Origin of the sequence: Streptomyces antarcticus (assembly GCF_026627255.1) — a bacterium.
In the GTDB taxonomy this organism is placed as follows: Bacteria; Actinomycetota; Actinomycetes; order Streptomycetales; family Streptomycetaceae; genus Streptomyces; species Streptomyces antarcticus.
Window position 1 is genome coordinate 114,497 of sequence record NZ_JAPNLM010000013.1, and the last position, 20,889, is coordinate 135,385.

The window sequence follows — 20,889 nt, forward strand, 5'->3', positions numbered from 1 at the left end:
CCGCGAGAGAGGCGCTTCCAGGATGAGTGCACCCATTGCGACCGTGCGCGGCCGCGGCTACCGCACGGAAGAGGTCGACCGGTATCTCGCCCGGCTCTCCGGCAGCCGTGACGAGGCCTGGGAGCGGGTCGCACGGCTGACCGTCCTGGCCGAGGAGAGGGAGGGTGAGGCGGCGCGGCTCCGCGAGGCGGTGTCCCGGCTGGCCCCGCAGACGTACGACGAGCTGAGCGAGCGGGCCCGGCGGATCCTGCTGCTCGCGCGGGAGGAGTCGCAGACGCTGGGGGCGGACGCGCGGGCGGACGCCGCCGCGACGCGGGACGCGGCCGGCGCGCACGCCGAGCGGGTGGCGGAGCTGGCCCGCCACGACGCGGAGGCGGTACGGGAACAGACCGAGGTACGGGCCCGGCAGGGGCTGTTGCGGGCCCAGCGGGAGGCGGACGACGCGCGCGCGGGGGCGCGGGACGACGCGGAGGCGTGGCGGGCGGAGGGCCAGGCCGCGCTGGACGGGATGCGGCGGCGGTCGGAGGAGCTGCTGGCGGAGCGCGAGCAGGAGCAGACGGACCGGTGGGACGCGGCCGAGCGGGAGCTCGCGGCGCGCGACGCGGAGCAGGCGGCGCGCCAGGCGGAACTGGAACGGACCGCGGAGGCGCGGCTGGCCGAGGCGCGGCGGGCGTTCGCCGAGGCGCAGGAGTCGGCGCGGCACGGGCAGGAGGACGCCGAGGCCGCGGCCGCCGAGGTGATCGCGGAGGCCAGGGTCCAGGAGGAGCGGGTGGGCCGGGAGACGGACCGGGTGCTGCGGGAGCACGCGGAGTCCCAGGAGGAGATGCGGGCCCACATGAACCACGTCCGCTCCAGCCTGGCGGCCCTGACGGGCCGGACCCCGGCGGAGGGCTGAGCCGTCGCTGCCGTTCCCGGCCGGTTTCCCGCCGTTCCCGGACGGTTTCCCGCCGGGCGCTCGGCGGACCGGGCCGTGGCCGGGGTCGCGCGGGCCGGCTCCTGAGGGCCGGTCCGTACGGACCGAGGGCGTGCCCGGCGGCTCCTCCCACGCGTGGCCCAATCGATGGCCCCACCCGGCCCCCACCCGGCCCCCGCGCGCGGCGGGCGGGGGCCGGCCCGCCGGTCAGGGGAGTTTCGCGAGGAACCCGGCGATCAGCGGGGCGATGGCCGGGAGGTGGGTCTCCAGGGCGAAGTGGCCCGCGCCGTCGAAGACGTGGACCTCCGCGTCCGGCACGTCCCGGCGGTACGCCTCGGCGCCCGCGGGGATGAAGAAGGGGTCTCCCGCACCCCACACGACCAGCACCGGCAGGCCCGCGGAGCGCAGCCAGGCCTGCCAGACGGGGTACTGGGCGAAGTTCGAGGCGTAGTCGAAGGCGAGGTCGGCCTGGGCGTCCGCGCGCCCCGGCAGGCCGAGGTAGTGGACGTCGAGGGTCCAGCCGTCGGGGGACAGCAGGCCGGTGTCGGCGACGCCGGCCTCGTACTGGAAGCGGGTGCCCTCCGCGGTGAACAGGCCGCGGACGCGCTCCTCGTCGCCCGGGACCTCGCGGCGCAGGCCGGTGAAGGCGCGGGCCGCGTCCGAGAGGCCCTCCTCGTAGGCGTTGCCGTTCTGCACGATCAGGCCCGTCACCCGCTCCGGCCGCCGCGCGGCGACCCGCAGGCCGACGGGTGCGCCGAAGTCGAAGACGTAGAGCGCGAAGCGGTCCAGGCCGAGGGCGTCGGCGAAGCCCTCCACGGTGTCGGCGAGCCGGTCGAAGGTGTACGTGAACCCGGCCGGGGCCTCGGTGCGGCCGGAGCCGGGGTAGTCGGGTGCGATCAGCCGGTACGGGGTGTCCCCGAGGGCGTCCATCAGGCGGGCGAACTGGTGCGAGGAGGTGGGGAAGCCGTGCAGGAGCAGCAGGACCGGGCCGTCGGCGGGGCCGCTCTCGCGGTAGGCGACGCGGACGCCGTCCACGTCGACGCTGAGGTGCCGGACGGGCGGAACGGCGGTGCGAAGAGCGGGCATCACATGGCTCCTTGGGTCTTGGTCCCATTAGTCTTGCCCGATCATGGCTAATGGGTCAAGGGGGAGGAGTAGCATTAGCCGGGTGACAGTGACCTTCCCGCTCACCGGTGAGCACCTCGCCCTGGACCTCCTCAACACCCGCACCGCGCAGGACGACCTCGTCGCGGATCCGTCCGCTCTCGCCGACTGGCTGGCGGCGCAGGCCGGACGGCTGACCCCCGTCGCCGCCGTGGGCCCGGCCGAGGTGGCCGCCGTGGCGGGCGTACGGGAGGCCGCGCGCCCGGCGCTGGAGGCCGTGCGGAGCGGCGGGCGGCCGCCGGCCGGCGCTCTGCGCGCGCTGAACGCGGCCCTGGCGGCCGCGCCGGTCCGCCGCGAGCTGCTCTGGGGCGCGGAGACGGGCCTGGCCGCGGCGTCGCGCAGGGACGCCGAGCCGCCCCTGCGGCTCGCCGCGGAACTGGCCGAGGCGGTCGCCGCATTGCTGACCGACGCCCGGGTGGCGTCGGTGCGGGCGTGCGAGGCCGAGGACTGCGTGCTGCTGTTCCTGCCCGCGCATCCGCGGCGGCGCTGGTGCGTCGCGGCGGTCTGCGGCAACCGGGCCCGGGTGGCCCGCTACTACGCCCGCCACAAGTAGCCGCCACCAGCAGCCGCCACGAGCAGCCGCCACGAGTATCCGCCGCGGCGGGCCCGTCCGCGGCGCCTGCGGCTACGGGGCCGGGGCGGGCCGCGCCGGCGCCCCCTCGTAGCAGTACGGGTCGCTGCGCAGGCCGCGGGCGGTGACCACCACCGTGAAGGGCGCCGTCGCGGCGGCCGGCAGCGGGGCCGTGAGAGCGCCGGTCAGCGGGTCCGCCACCGCCGGGAGGACGGTGTCGTCCACCGTGACGCGGGTCGCCTGGCCCGCCGGGCCGGTGGTGAAGCCGCCGCCCTCGACCGTGAGCCGGCCGTCATGCACGTGGACGTCGGTGATCACCGGGGTGGCCCGGGTGGCCAGCTTGTTCACCAGGTACGCCCCGGCCGGGGCGCCGGTGAGCGCCCAGATCTCGTCGGGCAGGCGGGGCAGGCCGTCACCCACGTCGGAGAGGAAGAAGAGCACCACGTAGAGCATGGTGACGGCGCTCAGCGCGACGTACTGGAGGTCGACGAGGTCGGTTCGCCCGCTGTCGTTCGCGATCAGCTCCCGCAGCGGGCGCCGCCCCGACGCCGTGGCTTTGGGGGCCGGTTTGGCCAGGGTGCCGTTCTCGATGCGCAGGCCCACGACCGTCTTCGCGGCGATCATGGCCACGTACGGGCCGCCGAGCAGCGGCAGGTACACCGACGTCAGGGGTGACAGCGGGCCGCGCTCGCCCTGGAACCAGCCGATGCCGCCGCCGGCCGTGAGCCCGTACGCGAGGACGGTGAGGAGCAGCCAGAGCAGGATCACCGTCCAGGCCAGGGCCAGCACCGTGGAGGTGGAGAGCCGGCCGTCGCGGCCGGTGACGAAGCCGGGACTGCGGCGCAGCCGCAGGGTGAGCGGCCCGGCCAGTGCGGCCAGGAGCGCCAGTGCGAAGAGTGCGGAAGCCATGTGATCCCCCCGGAAAACGGTCCTGGGCAAGAGGGTCACCTACCGGACCGGTCCATGACAACCCGACCCGCCCCGGGGCTCGCCGAGCCTCCGGCCCGCCCGTCCTCTCGGCCCTCTCGGCCCTCTCAGTCCTCCGGGAGGACGGGGAACCTCCGCGGGGCCGCCAGCAGCAGGATCAGCAGCGCGACGAGGGCAGCCACGGCCGCGCCGAGGAAGATGTGGTCGACCGCGGCGGCCACGGCCGCGCGCAGCTGGTCGGCGGCGGCCGGGGGGAACAGTTCCGGCCGGTCCAGTGCCTTCGCCACGTCGTCCAGGCCGTCTGGCAGCCCGGGCACGGCCCCGCCCGCCGTCGCCCCGCCCGCGGCCGTCCCGGCCGCGGCGGTGCCCCCGCTCTCCCCTGACCCCACCGGATTCCTTCCCCCTGCACACAGATGCGGGGAGCACCTTCTCACCGGCGGCGTACCGGGTGGTATCCCCCAGACCCGGTCCGCCGGAGGGCGGAGAACCCCTAGGGGTCACTCCACACAACGGGCCAGGGACGGCTCGTCCCGGCGGAGGAGGCCCAGGGCCGCCCCGCGTCCTTAACTGGTTCACATGGGCCGCGAGTTCCGGGGGGTGGGGATAACCCCCGGGCGGATACGGCGACGGGCACCAGCGCGCCGGACCCCCGGTCCGCCCAGACTTCACGACGGCGACGCATGCACGCGGACGACGCACACCTACCGAGGAGAAGCACCGTGACAACGGCTATGACCGAGACCAGGCACGGGGGCACTGGAGGCCATGAAGCCGTCGCGGCCCGGGCGCGGAAGGTCGTCAAGGCCTACGGCTCCGGCGAGACGCGCGTGGTCGCCCTCGACGAGGTGGACGTGGACATCCGCCGCGGACAGTTCACCGCGATCATGGGTCCCTCGGGCTCCGGCAAGTCCACGCTCATGCACTGCCTCGCCGGGCTCGACACGGTGACCAGCGGGCGGATCCACCTCGACGACACCGAGATCACCGGGCTGAAGGACAAGAAGCTCACGCGGCTGCGGCGCGACCGGATCGGCTTCATCTTCCAGGCGTTCAACCTGCTGCCCACGCTGAACGCCCTGGAGAACATCACCCTCCCCATGGACATCGCGGGACGCCGTCCCGACGCGGAGTGGCTGAACCGGGTCGTGGAGACCGTGGGTCTCGCCGGCCGCCTGAAGCACCGGCCCACCGAGCTGTCCGGCGGCCAGCAGCAGCGCGTGGCGGTCGCCCGCGCCCTCGCCGCCCGGCCGCAGATCATCTTCGGCGACGAGCCGACCGGAAACCTCGACTCCCGGGCCGGCGCCGAGGTCCTCGGCTTCCTGCGCCGCTCGGTCGACGAGCTCGGCCAGACCATCGTCATGGTCACGCACGACCCGGTCGCCGCGTCCTACGCGGACCGCGTCATCTTCCTCGCCGACGGCCGCATCGTCGACGAGATGTACGGGCCCACCGCCGAGCAGGTCCTCGACCGCATGAAGGACTTCGACGCGCGCGGGCGGACCTCATGAGCGGCATGGTCCTGAAGACCTCGCGGCGCAACTTCGTCGCGCACAAGGGGCGGATGGCGCTCTCCGCCGTCGCGGTCATGCTCTCCGTCGCCTTCGTCTGCGGCACGCTGGTGTTCACCGACACGATGAACACCACCTTCGACAAGCTGTTCGCCGTCACCAACTCCGACGTGACCGTCAGCCCGAAGTCGGCCGGGGACGGGGAGGAGACCCCCGACCGCGGCAAGCCCGAGGTCCTCGACGGCGCGGTCGTCGCGAAGGTCGCCGCCGCCGAGGGCGTCAGGAGCGCCGAGGGCGGCGTCCTGTCGATGTCGGTCACGGTGGTCAACTCCAAGAACGAGAACATGGGCTCGACCACCGGCGCCCCGACCATCGCGGGCAACTGGAACGCCAACGAGCTCAAGTCCATGAAGATCACCGCCGGTCACGCGCCGCGCGGCCCCACCGAGATGATGGTCGACGCCGACACCGCGAAGAAGCACGGTCTGCGGATCGGTGACGAGCTGCGCACCATCGCCGTCACCGGAGACATCCGCGCCACCATCACCGGCCTCGCCGCCTTCACCGTCACCAACCCGGGCGCGGCCGTCGTCTACTTCGACACCGCCACCGCGCAGCGGCAACTGCTCGGCGCGGCCGGCGCCTTCACCCACGTCAACGTCACCGCGAAGGACGGGGTGAGCGACGAGCGGCTCAAGGCCAACGTCGCCGCCGCCGTCGGCGCGGACACCTACAAGCTGCAGACCTCGAAGGAGGCCGCGGCCGCCAACAGCCAGGACGTCGGCTCCTTCCTCGACGTCATGAAGTACGTGATGCTCGGCTTCGCCGGGATCGCCTTCCTCGTCGGCATCTTCCTCATCTTCAACACCTTCTCGATGCTGGTCGCCCAGCGGACCCGCGAGATCGGCCTGATGCGCGCCATCGGCGCCGACAGCGGACAGGTCCTCAAGTCCGTCGTCGTCGAGGCCTTCCTCCTGGGTGTCGTGGGATCGGTGCTGGGCGTCGGCGCGGGCGTGGGCCTGGCCGTCGGACTCATGGAACTCATGGGCCAGATGGGCATGCACCTGTCCACCGACGATCTGACCGTCGCCTGGACCACCCCGGCCATCGGCGTGTTCCTCGGCGTCGTCGTCACCGTCGTCGCCGCCTTCGTCCCGGCCCGCCGGGCCGGCAAGGTCTCCCCGATGGCCGCCCTGCGCGAGTCCGGCGCCCCCGGCGACCGGAAGGCCGGCATGGTCCGCGCCGCCCTCGGCCTGGTCCTCACGGGCATCGGCGGCGCCGGACTGTTCCTCGCCGCCGCGGCCGACGAGGCCGGACCCGGATCCATGTGGCTGGCCATGGGCGTCGTCCTCACCCTCACCGGCTTCATCGTCATCGGACCGCTGCTCGCCGCGGGCGTGGTGCGGGTGCTCTCCGGCGCGGTCCTGCGGCCCTTCGGCTCCGTGGGCCGCCTCGCCGAACGCAACGCCCTGCGCAACCCCCGCCGCACCGGCGCCACCGCCGCCGCGCTGATGATCGGCCTCGCCCTGGTCGCCTGCCTGTCGGTCGTCGGCTCCTCGATGGTGGCCTCCGCCACCGACGAGCTCGACGCGTCGGTCGGCGCGGACTACATCGTCAGCTCCACGGCCCAGCAGCCCGTCGTGCCCCAGGCCGAGCAGGCGCTGCGCGCCACCCCGGGCCTGGACCACGTCACCGCCTACCGCCTGGTGGAGGCCGCGGTCACGGCGCCCGACGGCACCACCGAGAAGGGGGAGGGCCTCGGTGCCACCGACCCGACGTACGCCCGGGACATCCAGCGCACGATGGTCGCCGGCGAGCACGCGGCGGCGTACGGCAAGGACTCCGTGTCGGTCGGCTCGGAGTACGCCACCGCGCACGCGGTCAAGCTCGGCGACGAGCTGACGGTCGCCTTCACCGGCGGGAACACCGTCAAGCTGAAGGTCGCCGCGATCACCAGCGACGAGGGCACCCTCGACAAGGGCATGAAGTACATCAGCACCGCCGTCGCCGAGGCCAACGTCCCGGCCGACCGGATGCCGCGCCCCTTCATGCTGCTGGCCACCGCCGAGGACGGGCGGTCCGACGCGGCCTCGTACAAGGCGGTCAAGGCGGCGCTGGCGGAGTACCCGCAGTACCAGGTGCTCAACCGGGCCGACTACAAGCAGGCCCTGAAGGACCAGGTCGGCCAGCTGCTGAACATGGTCTACGGACTGCTCGGCCTCGCCATCGTCGTCGCCGTCCTCGGCGTCGTGAACACCCTCGCCCTCTCGGTCGTCGAGCGGACCCGCGAGATCGGCCTGATGCGCGCCATCGGCCTCTCCCGCCGCCAGCTGCGCCGCATGATCCGCCTGGAGTCCGTGGTCATCGCCCTCTTCGGTGCCCTGCTGGGCCTCGGACTGGGCATGGGCTGGGGGGCCAGCGCGCAGCAGCTGCTCGCGCTGGAGGGCCTGAAGGTGCTGGAGATCCCCTGGCCGACGATCCTCGGGGTGTTCGCCGCCTCGGCCTTCGTGGGCCTGTTCGCCGCGCTGGTCCCGGCCTTCCGGGCAGGGCGGATGAACGTACTGAACGCGATCGCGAGCGAGTAGCACCGCTGCGCGGTCGTACGGGGGAAACAACGGGGGACGGCCCCGGACCCGCCCGAGAGGGCGGGTCCGGGGCCGCGCCGCGTCCGGGGCGGGTCCGCGTCCGGCTCCGGCTCCGGCTCCGCGGGGCCGGCCCCGGCGGCGGTACGGCCGGTGCCGTCAGCCGCGGCGCATCAGCACGATGCCCTCGGCCTCGCCCACCACGGTGAACCGCTCGCCGGGGTGCAGCTGGGCGGCGTAGACGGTGGGGTCCTCGCCCGCCCACTTGGATGCGTTGTCGATGGTGATCCAGTCCGGGACCACGCCCTGGGTGCCGCCGATCCAGAACACGCGGCAGCGCGAGGTCAGCCGGGTCAGCGGCGTGGTGTCCGCCTCGACGCTCGCCCCGTCGGGGATCCGCTCCAGGAGCCGCTCGATCGCGCCGACGCGGGCGGGCCGCTCGTACGTACGGGCCTCCGCCAGCTTGGCGCTCGGCATGCTGGTCGCGGCCAGGGCCAGGCCCGCGGCGAGCACGGCGGTGGGCAGCTGGAGCGCGTACGCCCGCAGCCAGGGGCGCTCGCCGCGCCGGACGGTGTCGATGGCGTCGACGAGGGCGAGGGTCACGACGGGCATCAGCACGGCGCTGTAGTGCCAGTCGGTGGACCAGTAGTGGTCGTCCCCGGACAGGAACCGCCAGCCGAGGGTGGGGGCGGCGACCAGCAGCAGCGGCGAGCGCAGCGCGAGCAGCCCGGCGGTGGGGATCAGGACCCAGCCCAGGGTGGCGAGCTTGGTGCCGAGACCGGCGAGGGGCCCGCCGCCGTCGATCTTGTCCCAGTAGCCGTAGCCCGCGGTGGCGAAGGCCGGGATGAACACGGTGAACACCAGGGCCGCGAAGACCGTGGCCCCGGCGGCGACGCCGAGCGCGAGCCGCACCGCCCGCCGGTCCGAGGGCCACGCCCGCCAGGCCACCACCACGGCCAGGGCGGCCAGCGTGAAGCCGAGGTCCTCCTTGACGAGGACCAGCGGCAGCCCCCACAGCAGGGCTGCCCGCCAGCGCCGGGCGAGGACCGCCTCCAGGGCGAAGGCGATCAGCGGCACGGCGAAGGCGATCTCGTGGAAGTCGAACTCCACGGCCCGCTGGACGCCCCAGGACAGCCCGTACGCCACCCCGAGGGCGATCCCCCGGGGCCGGCCCAGCAGCCGTCCGGCGGCCCGGGTCACCGGCACGGCGGAGAGCGCGAACAGCGCGGCCTGCACCACGAGCAGGGTCACGGGCCCGGGGAAGACCCGGTAGACGGGCGCGACGAGCGCGATGACCGGGCTGAAGTGGTCTCCGAGGATGTTGGCCCCGGGCCCCTTCAGGTCGGCGACGGGCTTCTGGAAGTGGGCGTAGGCGCGGATGGCCTGCTCGAAGATCCCCAGGTCCCAGGAGGCCCAGTCCATCCGGCGGAACCGCCCGACGGACAGGATCAGGTAGACGGGGAACAGCCCGGCGGCCACCGCGTAGGGGCCGGCCCACCGGGCCCTGACCTGCCCCACCGCGGCCGGGGCCGCGGGTGCAGGTCGGGTTATCGCATCGCTCGTCACGGTCTGATGCTCCTCGGCCGGGCGGCGTGAACTCCTGCGGACGGTGGCGCGGCGAGCTCAGACGGTCAATGCGGTCGTTACGGGGACATCGTAGAGCGGCGGCCCGCCGGACCGGGCACCCCGTGCACCGTGCGCGGGGGCGTTCGCGCGCCACTCCCGCGGCGTCCGGAATCCCCCGCGCACGGGGGCGGCACGCGTCGTAGGGTGGGAAGCCCCGGCCCGTTCGACGTGTCGGGCCCTTCGCGTTGCGCCCCTGAGCCCACCGCACCCTCCACCGGACGGAAAGCCCTCTCCATGAGCCTGCACGGACTGCTCGACGCCGTCACCCGGGACCCCGCCCTCGCCGAGGCGGTCACCGCGGCCGGGGACGGCAACCGCATGTACGTGGACCTCGTCGGCCCGCCCGCCGCGCGGCCTTTCGCGATCGCCGCGCTGGCCCTGCGGACCGAGCGGACCGTCCTCGCGGTCACCGCCACCGGCCGCGAGGCCGAGGACCTGGCGGCCGCCCTGCGCTCGCTGCTGCCGCCCGACGAGGTCGTGGACTACCCGTCCTGGGAGACGCTGCCGCACGAACGGCTCAGCCCCCGCAGCGACACCGTCGGGCGCCGCATCGCCGTCCTGCGCCGGCTCGCGCACCCCAGCAAGGACGACCCGGCCGCCGGGCCCGTCAGCGTCGTGGTCGCCCCCATCCGCTCCGTGCTCCAGCCGCAGGTCAAGGGGCTCGGGGACCTCGTACCGGTGAGCCTGCGCCAGGGGCAGAGCGCCGACCTCGGCGAGATCACCTCCGCGCTGGCGGGGGCCGCGTACGCGCGCGTGGAGCTGGTCGAGAAGCGCGGCGAGTTCGCCGTGCGCGGCGGCATCCTCGACGTGTTCCCGCCCACCGAGGAGCACCCGCTGCGCGTGGAGTTCTGGGGCGACGACGTCGAGGAGATCCGCTACTTCAAGGTCGCGGACCAGCGGTCCCTGGAGATCGCCGAGCACGGGCTGTGGGCCCCGCCCTGCCGCGAGCTGCTGCTGACCGACGAGGTCCGGGAGCGGGCGGCGGTCCTCGCCGAGGCCCACCCCGAGCTGGGCGAACTGCTCAACAAGATCGCCGAGGGGATCGCCGTCGAGGGCATGGAGTCCCTCGCCCCCGTCCTCGTCGACGACATGGAACTGCTGATCGACGTGCTGCCCGCCGGGGCGATGGCCGTGGTCTGCGACCCCGAGCGGGTCCGGACCCGCGCCTCCGACCTGGTGGCGACCTCGCAGGAGTTCCTGATGGCCTCCTGGGCGGCCACCGCCGGCGGAGGCGAGGCCCCCATCGACGTCGGCGCGGCCTCCCTGCGCGGGATCGCGGACGTCCGTGAGCACGCCCGCGAGCTCGGCATGATGTGGTGGTCGGTGTCCCCCTTCGCCGCCGACGAGGACATCGCGGGATCGGACACCCTCAAGCTCGGCATGCACGCCCCGGAGGCCTACCGGGGCGACACGCCCCGGGCGCTCGCCGACACCAAGGCGTGGATCGCCGACGGCTGGCACACCGTCTACCTCACCGAGGGCCACGGACCGGCCGCCCGTACCGTGGAGGTCCTCGGCGGCGAGGGCATCCCGGCCCGCCTGGAAGCGGACCTGCGCGTCCTGGAGCCCTCGCTCGTACACGTCGCCTGCGGCTCGCTCGCCAACGGGTTCGTCGACCCGGCGCTGAAACTGGCCGTGCTGACCGAGACCGACCTCACCGGGCAGCGCACCGCCACCAAGGACCTCGGGCGGATGCCGACCCGGCGCCGCAAGTCGGTCGACCCGCTGACCCTGGAGGCCGGCGACTACATCGTGCACGAGCAGCACGGCGTCGGCCGCTACATCGAGATGGTGCAGCGCACCGTCCAGGGCGCCACCCGCGAGTACCTGCTCGTCGAGTACGCCCCCGCCAAGCGCGGCCAGCCCGGCGACCGGCTGTACATCCCGACCGACCAGCTGGAGCAGGTCACCAAGTACGTCGGCGGCGAGTCCCCGACCCTGCACCGGCTCGGCGGCGCCGACTGGACCAAGACCAAGGCGCGCGCGAAGAAGGCGGTCAAGGAGATCGCCGCCGACCTCATCAAGCTCTACAGCGCCCGCATGGCGGCCCCCGGACACACCTTCGGCCCGGACACCCCCTGGCAGCGCGAGCTGGAGGACGCCTTCCCGTACGCGGAGACGCCCGACCAGCTCACCACCATCGCCGAGGTCAAGGAGGACATGGAGAAGTCCGTCCCGATGGACCGGCTGATCTGCGGCGACGTCGGCTACGGCAAGACCGAGATCGCGGTCCGCGCCGCCTTCAAGGCGGTCCAGGACGGCAAGCAGGTGGCCGTCCTCGTCCCGACGACCCTGCTGGTGCAGCAGCACTTCGGGACCTTCTCCGAGCGCTACAGCCAGTTCCCCGTCACCGTGCGGGCGCTCTCGCGCTTCCAGAGCGACGCCGAGTCCAAGGCCACCCTGGAGGGCCTGCGCGAGGGCTCGGTCGACCTGGTCATCGGCACCCACCGGCTGTTCTCGCAGGAGACGAAGTTCAAGGACCTGGGCCTGGTCATCGTCGACGAGGAGCAGCGGTTCGGCGTCGAGCACAAGGAGCAGCTGAAGAAGCTCCGCGCCAACGTCGACGTGCTGACCATGTCCGCGACGCCCATCCCGCGCACCCTGGAGATGGCGGTGACCGGCATCCGTGAGATGTCGACGATCACCACTCCGCCGGAGGAGCGGCACCCGGTGCTCACCTTCGTCGGCCCGTACGAGGAGAAGCAGATCGGCGCGGCCGTCCGCCGCGAGCTGCTGCGCGAGGGCCAGTGCTTCTACATCCACAACCGCGTCGAGTCCATCGACCGGGCGGCCGCCAGGCTGCGGGAGATCGTCCCCGAGGCGCGGATCGCGACCGCCCACGGCCAGATGTCCGAACAGGCCCTGGAACAGGTCGTCGTGGACTTCTGGGAGAGGAAGTTCGACGTGCTGGTGTCGACCACGATCGTCGAGTCCGGCATCGACATCTCCAACGCGAACACGCTGATCGTGGAGCGCGGCGACACCTTCGGCCTCTCCCAGCTGCACCAGCTCCGCGGCCGCGTGGGCCGCGGCCGCGAGCGCGGGTACTCCTACTTCCTGTACCCGCCGGAGAAGCCGCTGACCGAGACCGCGCACGAGCGGCTCGCGACGATCGCCCAGCACACCGAGATGGGCGCCGGCATGTACGTGGCCATGAAGGACCTGGAGATCCGCGGCGCGGGCAACCTGCTCGGCGGCGAGCAGTCCGGCCACATCGCGGGCGTCGGCTTCGACCTGTACATCCGCATGGTCGGCGCGGCCGTCGCCGACTACCGGGCGGCCGTCGAGGGCGGGGTGGAGGAGGAGCCCGCGCTGGAGGTCAAGATCGAGCTGCCCGTCGACGCGCACGTCCCGCACGACTACGCGCCCGGCGAGCGGCTGCGCCTCCAGGCCTACCGGTCGATCGCGGCCGCCGCCTCCGAAGCCGACGTCAAGGCCGTACGGGAAGAGCTGACCGACCGCTACGGCAAGCTGCCGGAGCCGGTGGAGAACCTGCTGATGGTGGCGGGGCTCCGGATGCTCGCGCGCGCCTGCGGCGTCGGCGACATCACCCTCCAGGGGCCCAACATCCGCTTCGGGCCGGTGGAGTTGCGCGAGTCGCAGGAGCTGCGCCTGAAGCGGCTCTATCCCGGGGCGGTCCTCAAGCCGGCCACCTCGCAGGTGCTGATCCCGCGCCCGAAGACCGGCCGGGTCGGCGGGAAGCCGCTGGTCGGGCGGGAACTGCTGGCCTGGACGGGGGAGTTCCTCACCACCATCCTCGGGTCCTGAACGCGGCGGAGGCCGGGAGCCCGCCCGGGCTGCCGGCCTCCGGGCCTGCCGTGACCCGGATCGGGTGCCGCGACCCGGGGCGGTTGTCGTGACCCGGGGCGGCTGCCGGGCCCCGGAGCGGCTGCCGTGGACCGAGCGATGGCTGTGAACCGGGTCAACACGGATCACCGGCGTTCTCAAGTCAACGGGGGAACCGGGCCCTTCACCGGTGCACGGGTATGCTCCCCGGCATGCCCGAGGAGAGCGCCGCAGGCGCAGAGGTCACCGCCGCCGAGGTCGCCCGGCTGGCAGGCGTCGGCCGCGCCGCCGTGAGCAACTGGCGGCGCCGCCACGCCGACTTCCCCAAGCCCGCCGGCGGCTCCGAGACCAGCCCCTCCTTCGCCCTCGCCGAAGTCGAGGACTGGCTCCGGGTCCAGGGCAAACTCGCCGAGGTCCCGCTGCGCGAACGGGTCTGGCAGCAGGTCTGCGCCCACCCCGGCGGAGCCGTACCCGCGCTCACCGAAGTCGGGGCCGCACTGCTCGTCGTACGTGACCGGCCGACCGACTGGCTCGAGCTGACCGCCGTCTCCGACGAGCGGACGGCAGCCCTGCTGCGGCCCGTCTTCGGGCAGGTGCTCGCCGCGCGGCTCGGTGCCGGCCACCCGCTCGCCGCCGCGCCGCCCCGGCCGGCCTCCGTGCCGCTGCTGCGCGCCGCCGCCGGGCTCGCCGCCGAACTCGGCGCGCGCAAGGCCTTCGAGTTCCTGCTCGCCCGCCACCTCGACGCCAACCCCCGCCAGTACACGCGTACCCCCGGCGGCCTGGCCGAGCTCATGGCCGCCCTCGCCGGACCCGGCGTCCGCACCGTGCTCGACCCCGCCTGCGGCACCGGCACCCTGCTGCGGGCCGTCCCCGGCGCCACCGCCCTGTACGCGCAGGACTCCTCGCCCGAACTCGCCGTCCTGGCCGCGCTGCGCCTCGCCCTGCACGGCTCCGCCCAGGTCCGCGCGGCCGCCGCCGACAGCTTGCGCGCGGACGCCCATCCGCGGCCGCCCGTCGACGCCGTGCTCTGCCACCCGCCGTTCAACGAACGCGACTGGGGGCACGAGGAGCTGGCCTACGACCCCCGCTGGGAGTACGGCTTCCCGGCCCGCACCGAATCCGAACTCGCCTGGGTCCAGCACGCCCTCGCCCACCTCCGCGAGGGCGGCACCGCCGTGCTGCTCATGCCGCCCGCCGTCGCCGCCCGCCGCTCCGGCCGCCGCATCCGCGCCGATCTGCTGCGCCGCGGGGCGCTGCGGGCGGTCGTCGCGCTCCCCGCCGGGGCCGCCCCGCCCTACGGCATCCCGCTGCACCTGTGGGTGCTGCGCCGCCCCGCCCCGCACGCGGCGCCCCCCGCCGGGCTGCTGCTCGTCGACACCGCCGGCGCCACGACCGCCGCCACGACCGGCGCCGAGGGCCGCCCCCGGCCCGCCTGGCCCGCCGTGCACGGCACGGTGGAGGGCGCCTGGGCCGCGTACGAACGCACTGGCGCGGTCGAGGAGGTGCCGGGCGTCAGCCGCGTCGTGCCCGTCATCGAGCTGCTGGACGACGACGTGGACCTCACCCCCGCCCGCCACCTCCCGCCCGCCGCGGGCGGCGGCCCGGCCGAACTGAGCGCCGTGCGCGGCCGGCTCGACGAGATCCTCGCCCGCGCCGCGCGCCTCGCCCCGCCGCCCGCCGACCCGCCCGCCGGGGACGCGGGACGGCCGCCGCTGACCACCGTCGGCGAACTCGCCCGCGCCGGAGCCCTGTGGCTGCACACCGGCACCGGCGGCGGGACCGGAACGGCGCCCGTCCTCACCGTGCGGGACGTCCTTGCCGGACGCGGCCCCTCCGGCGCCCTGGCCGCCACCGCCGACGAGCCCGTGCTGACCGCCCCCGGCGACGTCCTCGTCCCCGTCGCCGGCGGAGCCTCCACCGCCGGCGGTGCCTGCGGAGTCCGCGTCGTCGGCGCGGACTGTGCCGGCGCGGTCCCCGGCCGCGGCCTGCACCTGCTGCGCCCCGACCCCGGAGTGCTCGACCCCTGGTTCCTGGCCGGATTCCTGCGCGGCACCGCCAACAACCGCCGCGCCAGCAGCCACGCCTCCACGGCCACCCGTCTCGACGTCCGCCGGCTCCGGCTGCCCCGGCTCCCGCTGGCGCAGCAGCGGCGCTACGGCGACCGCTTCCGGGCACTCGCCGAGTTCGAGGACGCGCTGCGCCAGGCCGGGCGGCTCGGCGAGCAGCTCGTGCAAGGCCTCTACGACGGCCTGGCGGACGGCACTGTCACGCCCTAGCCCCCACTGTGCGGCGACCCTGCAACGGTTGGGCCCATCCCCTCACCGGTGGCCGGGAAGGCTGTATACCCTTTCGATCCGAATCCTCTTCCGCACGGCCCGTCAGGAGCAGCGATGCACGGCCCCGGCCTCCCGCCGCAGCACGGTCACCAACCCAGTTCCGGGGGTGTCGTGACGCTGCGCGTGCTGTTCGCGCTGCTGCCCATCCTGAGCTGCGGTTTCCTCGCGTGGGGGTCGATGCTGCGACTCGCGCTGGTGACCCGCAAGACCCGCGACTGGGTGCTGCTGGTGGTCAGCGGCGGCCTCGTCGTGCTCTGGATGACGCTGATCGGTCTCGACCCCACCGCCGAGACCAACGGCTGGCAGGGCAACCTCGGCGCCGGCGGCTCGATCTTCACCGGCTTCGCCATCTGCGTGTACTTCCTCGTCGCCGACATCAAGCACTTCGAGGCGAAGGCGGCCGACCGGTCCGCGCACTGGTACGGCTCCCAGCCGGCGCCCTACCTCCCGCCGCACCTGCCCCAGCAGCAGCAGTCGCAGGGGTACGGCTACCCGCACCAGCAGCCGGCCCCCCGGACCACCCAGCCGCAGCACCCCGCGCAGCCCCAGCAGCCGCCGCACGCCACCCCGCCGCCGCGGATCGGGCAGGTCCGGGCCGAACTCGACGAGCTCAGTGAGCTCCTGCGCAACCAGCCGCCGCGCGACGAGGATCCGACCAGGTGACCGAACGGCTCATCGGAGAGCGCTACCAGCTCGCCACCATCCTCGGCCAGGGCGGCATGGGACAGGTCTGGACGGCCTACGACCAGCGCCTGGACCGGCGGGTCGCCGTCAAGCTGCTGCGCCCCGACAAGGTGGCCGGCCCCGGCACGGTCGCCGAGGAGCTGCGCCGCCGCTTCGTGCGCGAGTGCCGGGTCACGGCGCAGGTCGACCACCCCGGCCTCGTCACCGTGCACGACGCGGGCAGCGACGGCGACGAGCTGTACCTGGTCATGGGCTACGTCGAGGGCGCCGACCTCGCCGACCACCTCGCGGAGCACGACCCGTACCCCTGGCCGTGGGCCGTCGCGATCGTCGCGCAGCTGTGCGCCGTCCTGTCGGCGGTGCACGCGGTGCCGATCGTCCACCGCGACCTGAAGCCGCGCAACGTCATGGTCCGGCCCGACGGCACCGTCCTCGTCCTGGACCTCGGCGTGGCCTCGGTGATGGACACCGACACCACCCGCCTGACCAGCACCGGATCACCCATCGGCAGCCCCGCCTACATGTCCCCCGAGCAGGCCATGGGCGGCGCGGTCGGCCCGTACACCGACCTCTACGCCCTCGGCGTGCTGCTGTACGAACTCCTCAGCGGGAACGTCCCCTTCGCGGGGTCCACCGCCCTCGGCGTCCTGCACCGCCACCTGTACGAGCCCCCGCTCCCGGTCCGCCAGCTCCGCCCGGAGGTCCCGCCGGAGCTGGAGGCCGTCCTGCTGCGCCTCCTCGCCAAGGACCCCCAGGACCGCCCCGCCTCCGCCCAGGAGGTGTACGAGGCCCTCGTGCCGCTGCTGCCCGCGCGCGGTAGCGCCGCCCCCTCCGGCCCGCTCGACCCCACCCGCCCCTTCACGCGGCCCCACGCACCCTGGCCGGACCGGGCCACGGCGATCCCGCCGCGGCCCGCCGACCCGCCGACGCCCCCGCGGCCGGACATCCCCGGCGCGGTGGACGAGGCACGCACGCTCCTGGACCAGGGGCAGCTGACCCAGGCCGGGGACATCCTCGGCGGCATCCTCCCGGCGGCCGTGGCCCAGCACGGCGAGCACTCCCCGGTGGTCCGCTCCCTGCGCAAGCAGTACGCGGCCACGCTGATGGACGACGGCCAGTACCGCCGCGCCCTGCCCGAGCTGCGCCGCCTCGCCGACCAGTTCCCGGCGGGCGACCCGCAGTCCCTGCGCTTCCGCTACGACTCGGCGCAGTGCCTGGAGCAACTCGGCGAACCGGCCGCCGCCCTCGCGGAGTACCGCTCCCTGCTCCCGCTGTTCGAGAACCACTACGCCAACCCGGACCCGGGCCTGCCCCTGGAGGTCCGCCGCCGGATAGCGCACCTGCTGCTCTCCCTCGGCGACCGCCCCGCCGCCCACGCCACCCTGGTCCGCCTGCTCTTCGACGCGGACCGCCTGCACGGCCCGGCCCACCCGTTCCCGACGGAGGTCCGCCGCACCCTGCACTGGCTCGGTCAGGTCCGCTGACGGGGCCTGCTCAGGTGCCCGGTGCGGCGATGGCCGGCCCCAGCGACTCGGCGGCTTCGAGCAGGCGCTGGTCGTACGTCACGAAGGTGAGCTGCTCGGCGCCGGGCTGGCCGGCCAGGAGCTGTGCGGTGGCCAGGGTTCGCCCGGACGAGTGGCCGGGGCCTTGCCGCGCCGCCGGGAGCGCCGTACCAGGGCGACCAGGGTCAGCGCCGCCGCAGCAGCCGCCGCCGCGCCCGGGATCAGGCCCGGCGGGCGGAAGGAGCAGGTCACCGGCCCGGTGCGGCCGTCGAGCGGGACGGCCACCAGGCCCAGGTGCGCCGCCGCCGGGCGGCCGTTGCAGGTCCAGCCCGCGACCGCCGGGACGGAGAGGACAGCCGTGCCCGTGCTCCCCGGGGGCAGCACGGCCCGTACGTCCGCGGAACCCACCCGCACGGACACCGCCCCCGAGGCCCGCAGGGCGGCCACCGCCGGGGTGAGCCGGGCCCGGTCCAGACAGGACAGCGTCCACCGGGCGGGCGGGGCGGCGTCGAAGACCAGCACGGAGGACGGCCCACGGGAGACGCCCAGCGGCTGCACGGCCGCCCGGTTGCGGGGGGCCGCGCCGTTCAGCCGGAACGGGGGCCCGTCCGCGCGCCGGGCCGTCGCGTTGTACTCCGGGGCCCACAGGAAGGCCTCCGTGCCCGCGCGGCACACCCCCGGCGCGACCGGGTCCTCGTACACCCGCGCACCCAGCAGCGCCTCCTGGTTGGCGAACGGGGAGTCCCCGTACACCGGCGCGGGGCCCGGCGGGCGCACGGTGACCAGCGGCGGGACCTCCGCCCGGCCGACCGTGCCGTCGGGCCGCAGCCGCGCCCCGACGGCGAAGACCGCGTCCGTCACCGGGCTGTCGATGCTCTGGACGTTGCGCCCGCGCGAGGTCCAGCCCGCCCCGAGCGCCGCCATCGTGTCCGTGAACACCTTCGGTGTGTGGCTGCTGTAGTACGCGCCGCCCTCCCCGCCCAGCAGCATCGGATCGTTGCCCGACAGGGCGGGCCGCCCCGCGTCGGTGCGGTACGCCGGCCAGCCCCCGGCGGCCTCCAGTGCCTCGGCGCGCGCGGTGTGCGCCGCGCCCCACGACGGGTAGTCGTCGAGGCCGCCGAGCTTGCCCCGGTGCCCTTGGGCCCCCGTCGCGGCCGCCTGAGCGAGGAGCACCCCCGCCAGCAGCCCGGCGGCCGGCAGCAGCAGCCGCGGCCGCCGCAGCGCCCACCAGGCGAGGGCCGCTACCGCCAGCCCGCCGCAGAACAGCCCGTACCCCCAGGCCGTCGTCAGCGTGCTGCCGCGCGCCGACAGCGCCGCGGCCGCCAGCAGCCCGGCCCCGGCCGCGAGGGCCCGCGGCGGCGGCGGGCCCGCCGCCAGCCCGGTCCAGGCGGCGATCACGGCGATCCCGGCCAGTACGAAGGTCTGCCGGTACGGGCTCCCGTTCGGGGTCGCGAACAGGTGCCAGGCCAGGTGCGCCGGAGCCCACTGGAGGGACAGCGCCACCGCCGCCGTCAGCCCCGCCCACCACCACCGGGCGCGCGCGGGCACCCCCCGGTGGAACGGCAGCGCGGCCACCAGCAGCAGCGTGCCGGTGCCGACGAAGACGGCGGGGGAGGAGAAGGAGTACGTGGCGGGCAGCAGCCGCGCGAACACGTCCGCCCACGGCACCGGCCGGAACTCCCGGGACCACCCCGGGTACGCCTGCCCGGAGCTGAGGAACAGCGGGACCAGGACCGGCGCCGCGAGCGCCAGGCCCAGCGCGGCCGTCGCGGCGGCCCGCCCGACGGCCCGCAGCCGGGGCCCCGCCCCCTCCCGCGTCAGCACCACCCGTACGGCCAGGACCAGCACCGCGCCCAGCGTCGCCATGTAGGCGGTGTAGAAGTTCGCCGTCCAGCACACCGCCACCACCAGCACCCCGAGGACGGGCCGGCGCCCCCGCAGGGCCCATTCACCCGTCAGACACAGGAGCGGGAAGGCGATCAGCCCGTCCAGCCACATCGGGTTGTACGAGGCCTCGACCACCGACCAGCCGCACAGCCCGTACGAGGCCCCCAGCAGCCCCGCCGCCCACCACGGGCCGCGGGCTTGCGTGCGCAGCAGCCAGGCCATCGCCGCCGCGGCCGCGGCCGTCTTGAGCACCGTGACCACGTACACCGCGAGGTCGATGCCGTCGCGCGGGAAGAGCCCGACGAGGGGGGCGAACGGACTGGTCAGGTACGTGCCCAGGTCCGGCAGGAAGCTGGTCCCGTACCCGGACTGCCAGTTGACCAGCAGCCCGCCCCGGGCCCGGCCGTGCAGCAGGTCCCACAGGTGCGCGTGGAAGGGGACGAACTGGTTGCCGAGGTCGTTGACGCTGCGGTGGCGCGGCCCGTAGGGGAAGACGCGGGCGACGGCGTCCCCCGCGCCCACGGCCACCGCCGTGAGCAGGGCGGCGGCGGCCGAGCCGAGCAGGCTCAGGCGGCGCGGAGAGCGGTGCGGTGTCGACATGGTGGGCCGACCCTGGCAGCGCCGGAGGTCCGAAGGATGGCCACCGGGTGAACACGCACCCCAACACCCCGGGAATCGTTGGTCGAACCGGTGGCCCGGACCACCCTGACTGCTTACCATCGATCACCGCAAGGCTTGTGCACCGAAGCACAATCTCCCGGCCCTGGAGGCTCCTTTGCACCGTCGCGCAGCGCTCTCCGTCTCCGTCGCCCTGCTCCTGGCGGCCCCCCTGCTGTCCGCCTGTTCGGGCGGCCAGCCCCACGCGGGCACCGCGGCCGTCGTGGGCGGGGAGCGGATCACCACTTCCGCGCTCCAGGCCCAGGTCAACGACGTGCGCGCCGCGCAGAACCGCTCCGGGCAGGCCGCCGCCGAACTCATCGCGGCGACCCCCAACCTGGAGCGGCTCAAGCTCGGCTCGATGCTCCAGAGCCGCATCATCGACAAGATGGCCGACTCCGCCGGTCTCACGGCCACCACCAAGGAGATCGAGGAAGAGCGCAAGGCGTTCGCCGAGGGCAACGGCGGCGCCGCCCAGTTCGAGGCGCTCCTCCTGCAGAAGGCCGCCACCGCCCCCGGTCAGTCGGACCGGTTCCTCACCGACCGGGTGCTCCTCGCGAAGCTGAACGCCAAGTACGGCAACGGCAAGCTCGCCGAGCCGGCCGCGGCCGCCGCGAAGGCGCTCGACATCGAGGTGAACCCGCGCTACGGGGCGTGGGACGCCGCGCAGGTCCAGCTCGGCGAGGCGCAGACCCCCTGGATCACCCAGAAGACCCGCCCCGAGCAGGCCCCCGCCGGAGCCTGAC

At 74.8% G+C, this 20,889-nt stretch carries 14 protein-coding genes; 9 read left to right on the plus strand and 5 right to left on the minus strand.

Annotated elements, in window-relative coordinates; genetic code table 11:
* Positions 1–22: 22 nt before the first annotated feature.
* Positions 23–895, plus strand: a complete 873-nt coding sequence (locus OTB16_RS20790) for a coiled-coil domain-containing protein (protein WP_267721793.1) — start codon at positions 23–25, stop codon at positions 893–895.
* Positions 896–1,120: 225 nt separating this feature from the next.
* Here OTB16_RS20790 and OTB16_RS20795 read toward each other — a convergent pair whose 3' ends face one another.
* Entirely contained in the window at positions 1,121–1,999 is an 879-nt protein-coding gene (locus tag OTB16_RS20795; protein ID WP_267721794.1) for an alpha/beta fold hydrolase, read from the minus strand.
* 82 nt (positions 2,000–2,081) lie between these two features.
* Here OTB16_RS20795 and OTB16_RS20800 point away from each other — a divergent pair, with 82 nt between their 5' ends.
* The gene (locus tag OTB16_RS20800) at positions 2,082–2,630 is read left to right on the plus strand and encodes a CGNR zinc finger domain-containing protein (RefSeq protein WP_267721796.1); all 549 of its coding nucleotides are present in this window, start codon (positions 2,082–2,084) and stop codon (positions 2,628–2,630) included.
* Between the two features lie 72 nt (positions 2,631–2,702).
* Here the strand turns inward: OTB16_RS20800 and OTB16_RS20805 are convergent, their stop codons facing one another.
* Together OTB16_RS20805 and OTB16_RS20810 are read right to left on the minus strand one after the other, a co-directional pair.
* Positions 2,703–3,557, minus strand: a complete 855-nt coding sequence (locus OTB16_RS20805; RefSeq protein WP_267721797.1) for a hypothetical protein — start codon at positions 3,555–3,557, stop codon at positions 2,703–2,705.
* 125 nt (positions 3,558–3,682) lie between these two features.
* The gene (locus tag OTB16_RS20810) at positions 3,683–3,964 is read right to left on the minus strand and encodes a hypothetical protein (protein ID WP_267721799.1); all 282 of its coding nucleotides are present in this window, start codon (positions 3,962–3,964) and stop codon (positions 3,683–3,685) included.
* 342 nt (positions 3,965–4,306) lie between these two features.
* Between OTB16_RS20810 and OTB16_RS20815 the strand changes: the two genes are divergently transcribed.
* Together OTB16_RS20815 and OTB16_RS20820 are read left to right on the plus strand one after the other, a co-directional pair.
* Positions 4,307–5,083, plus strand: a complete 777-nt coding sequence (locus OTB16_RS20815) for an ABC transporter ATP-binding protein (protein WP_383913064.1) — start codon at positions 4,307–4,309, stop codon at positions 5,081–5,083.
* Positions 5,080–7,668: an ABC transporter permease gene (locus OTB16_RS20820; RefSeq protein ID WP_267721801.1), complete on the plus strand. Its 2,589-nt coding sequence runs from the start codon at positions 5,080–5,082 to the stop codon at positions 7,666–7,668. Before OTB16_RS20815 ends, OTB16_RS20820 begins: the two co-directional genes overlap by 4 nt.
* 156 nt (positions 7,669–7,824) lie before the next feature.
* Here OTB16_RS20820 and OTB16_RS20825 read toward each other — a convergent pair whose 3' ends face one another.
* The gene (locus OTB16_RS20825; protein WP_267721802.1) at positions 7,825–9,231 is read right to left on the minus strand and encodes a DUF2079 domain-containing protein; all 1,407 of its coding nucleotides are present in this window, start codon (positions 9,229–9,231) and stop codon (positions 7,825–7,827) included.
* Positions 9,232–9,525: 294 nt separating this feature from the next.
* Between OTB16_RS20825 and mfd the strand changes: the two genes are divergently transcribed.
* The 4 genes from mfd to OTB16_RS20845 all read left to right on the plus strand — a co-directional run bounded on the left by mfd (position 9,526) and on the right by OTB16_RS20845 (position 17,581).
* On the plus strand, positions 9,526–13,059 hold the full coding sequence (gene mfd, locus OTB16_RS20830; RefSeq protein WP_267721803.1) for a transcription-repair coupling factor: 3,534 nt from the start codon (positions 9,526–9,528) through the stop codon (positions 13,057–13,059).
* Positions 13,060–13,289: 230 nt separating this feature from the next.
* A complete protein-coding gene (locus OTB16_RS20835) occupies positions 13,290–15,353 on the plus strand; it encodes an N-6 DNA methylase (RefSeq protein ID WP_267721805.1) in 2,064 nt (687 codons plus the stop codon).
* A 171-nt stretch (positions 15,354–15,524) separates the two neighbouring features.
* Positions 15,525–16,076: a hypothetical protein gene (locus OTB16_RS20840; RefSeq protein WP_267721807.1), complete on the plus strand. Its 552-nt coding sequence runs from the start codon at positions 15,525–15,527 to the stop codon at positions 16,074–16,076.
* Positions 16,073–17,581 (plus strand): serine/threonine-protein kinase, encoded by a 1,509-nt coding sequence (locus OTB16_RS20845; RefSeq protein WP_267721808.1) that lies wholly within the window; start codon positions 16,073–16,075, stop codon positions 17,579–17,581. Before OTB16_RS20840 ends, OTB16_RS20845 begins: the two co-directional genes overlap by 4 nt.
* Before the next feature lie 78 nt (positions 17,582–17,659).
* Here OTB16_RS20845 and OTB16_RS20850 read toward each other — a convergent pair whose 3' ends face one another.
* A complete protein-coding gene (locus OTB16_RS20850) occupies positions 17,660–20,086 on the minus strand; it encodes a YfhO family protein (RefSeq protein ID WP_267721809.1) in 2,427 nt (808 codons plus the stop codon).
* Between the two features lie 175 nt (positions 20,087–20,261).
* On the opposite strand from OTB16_RS20850, the gene OTB16_RS20855 reads away from it, so the two are divergent.
* Complete coding sequence (locus OTB16_RS20855; protein ID WP_267721810.1) at positions 20,262–20,888, plus strand: SurA N-terminal domain-containing protein; 627 nt, start codon at positions 20,262–20,264, stop codon at positions 20,886–20,888.
* Position 20,889 lies beyond the last annotated feature (1 nt).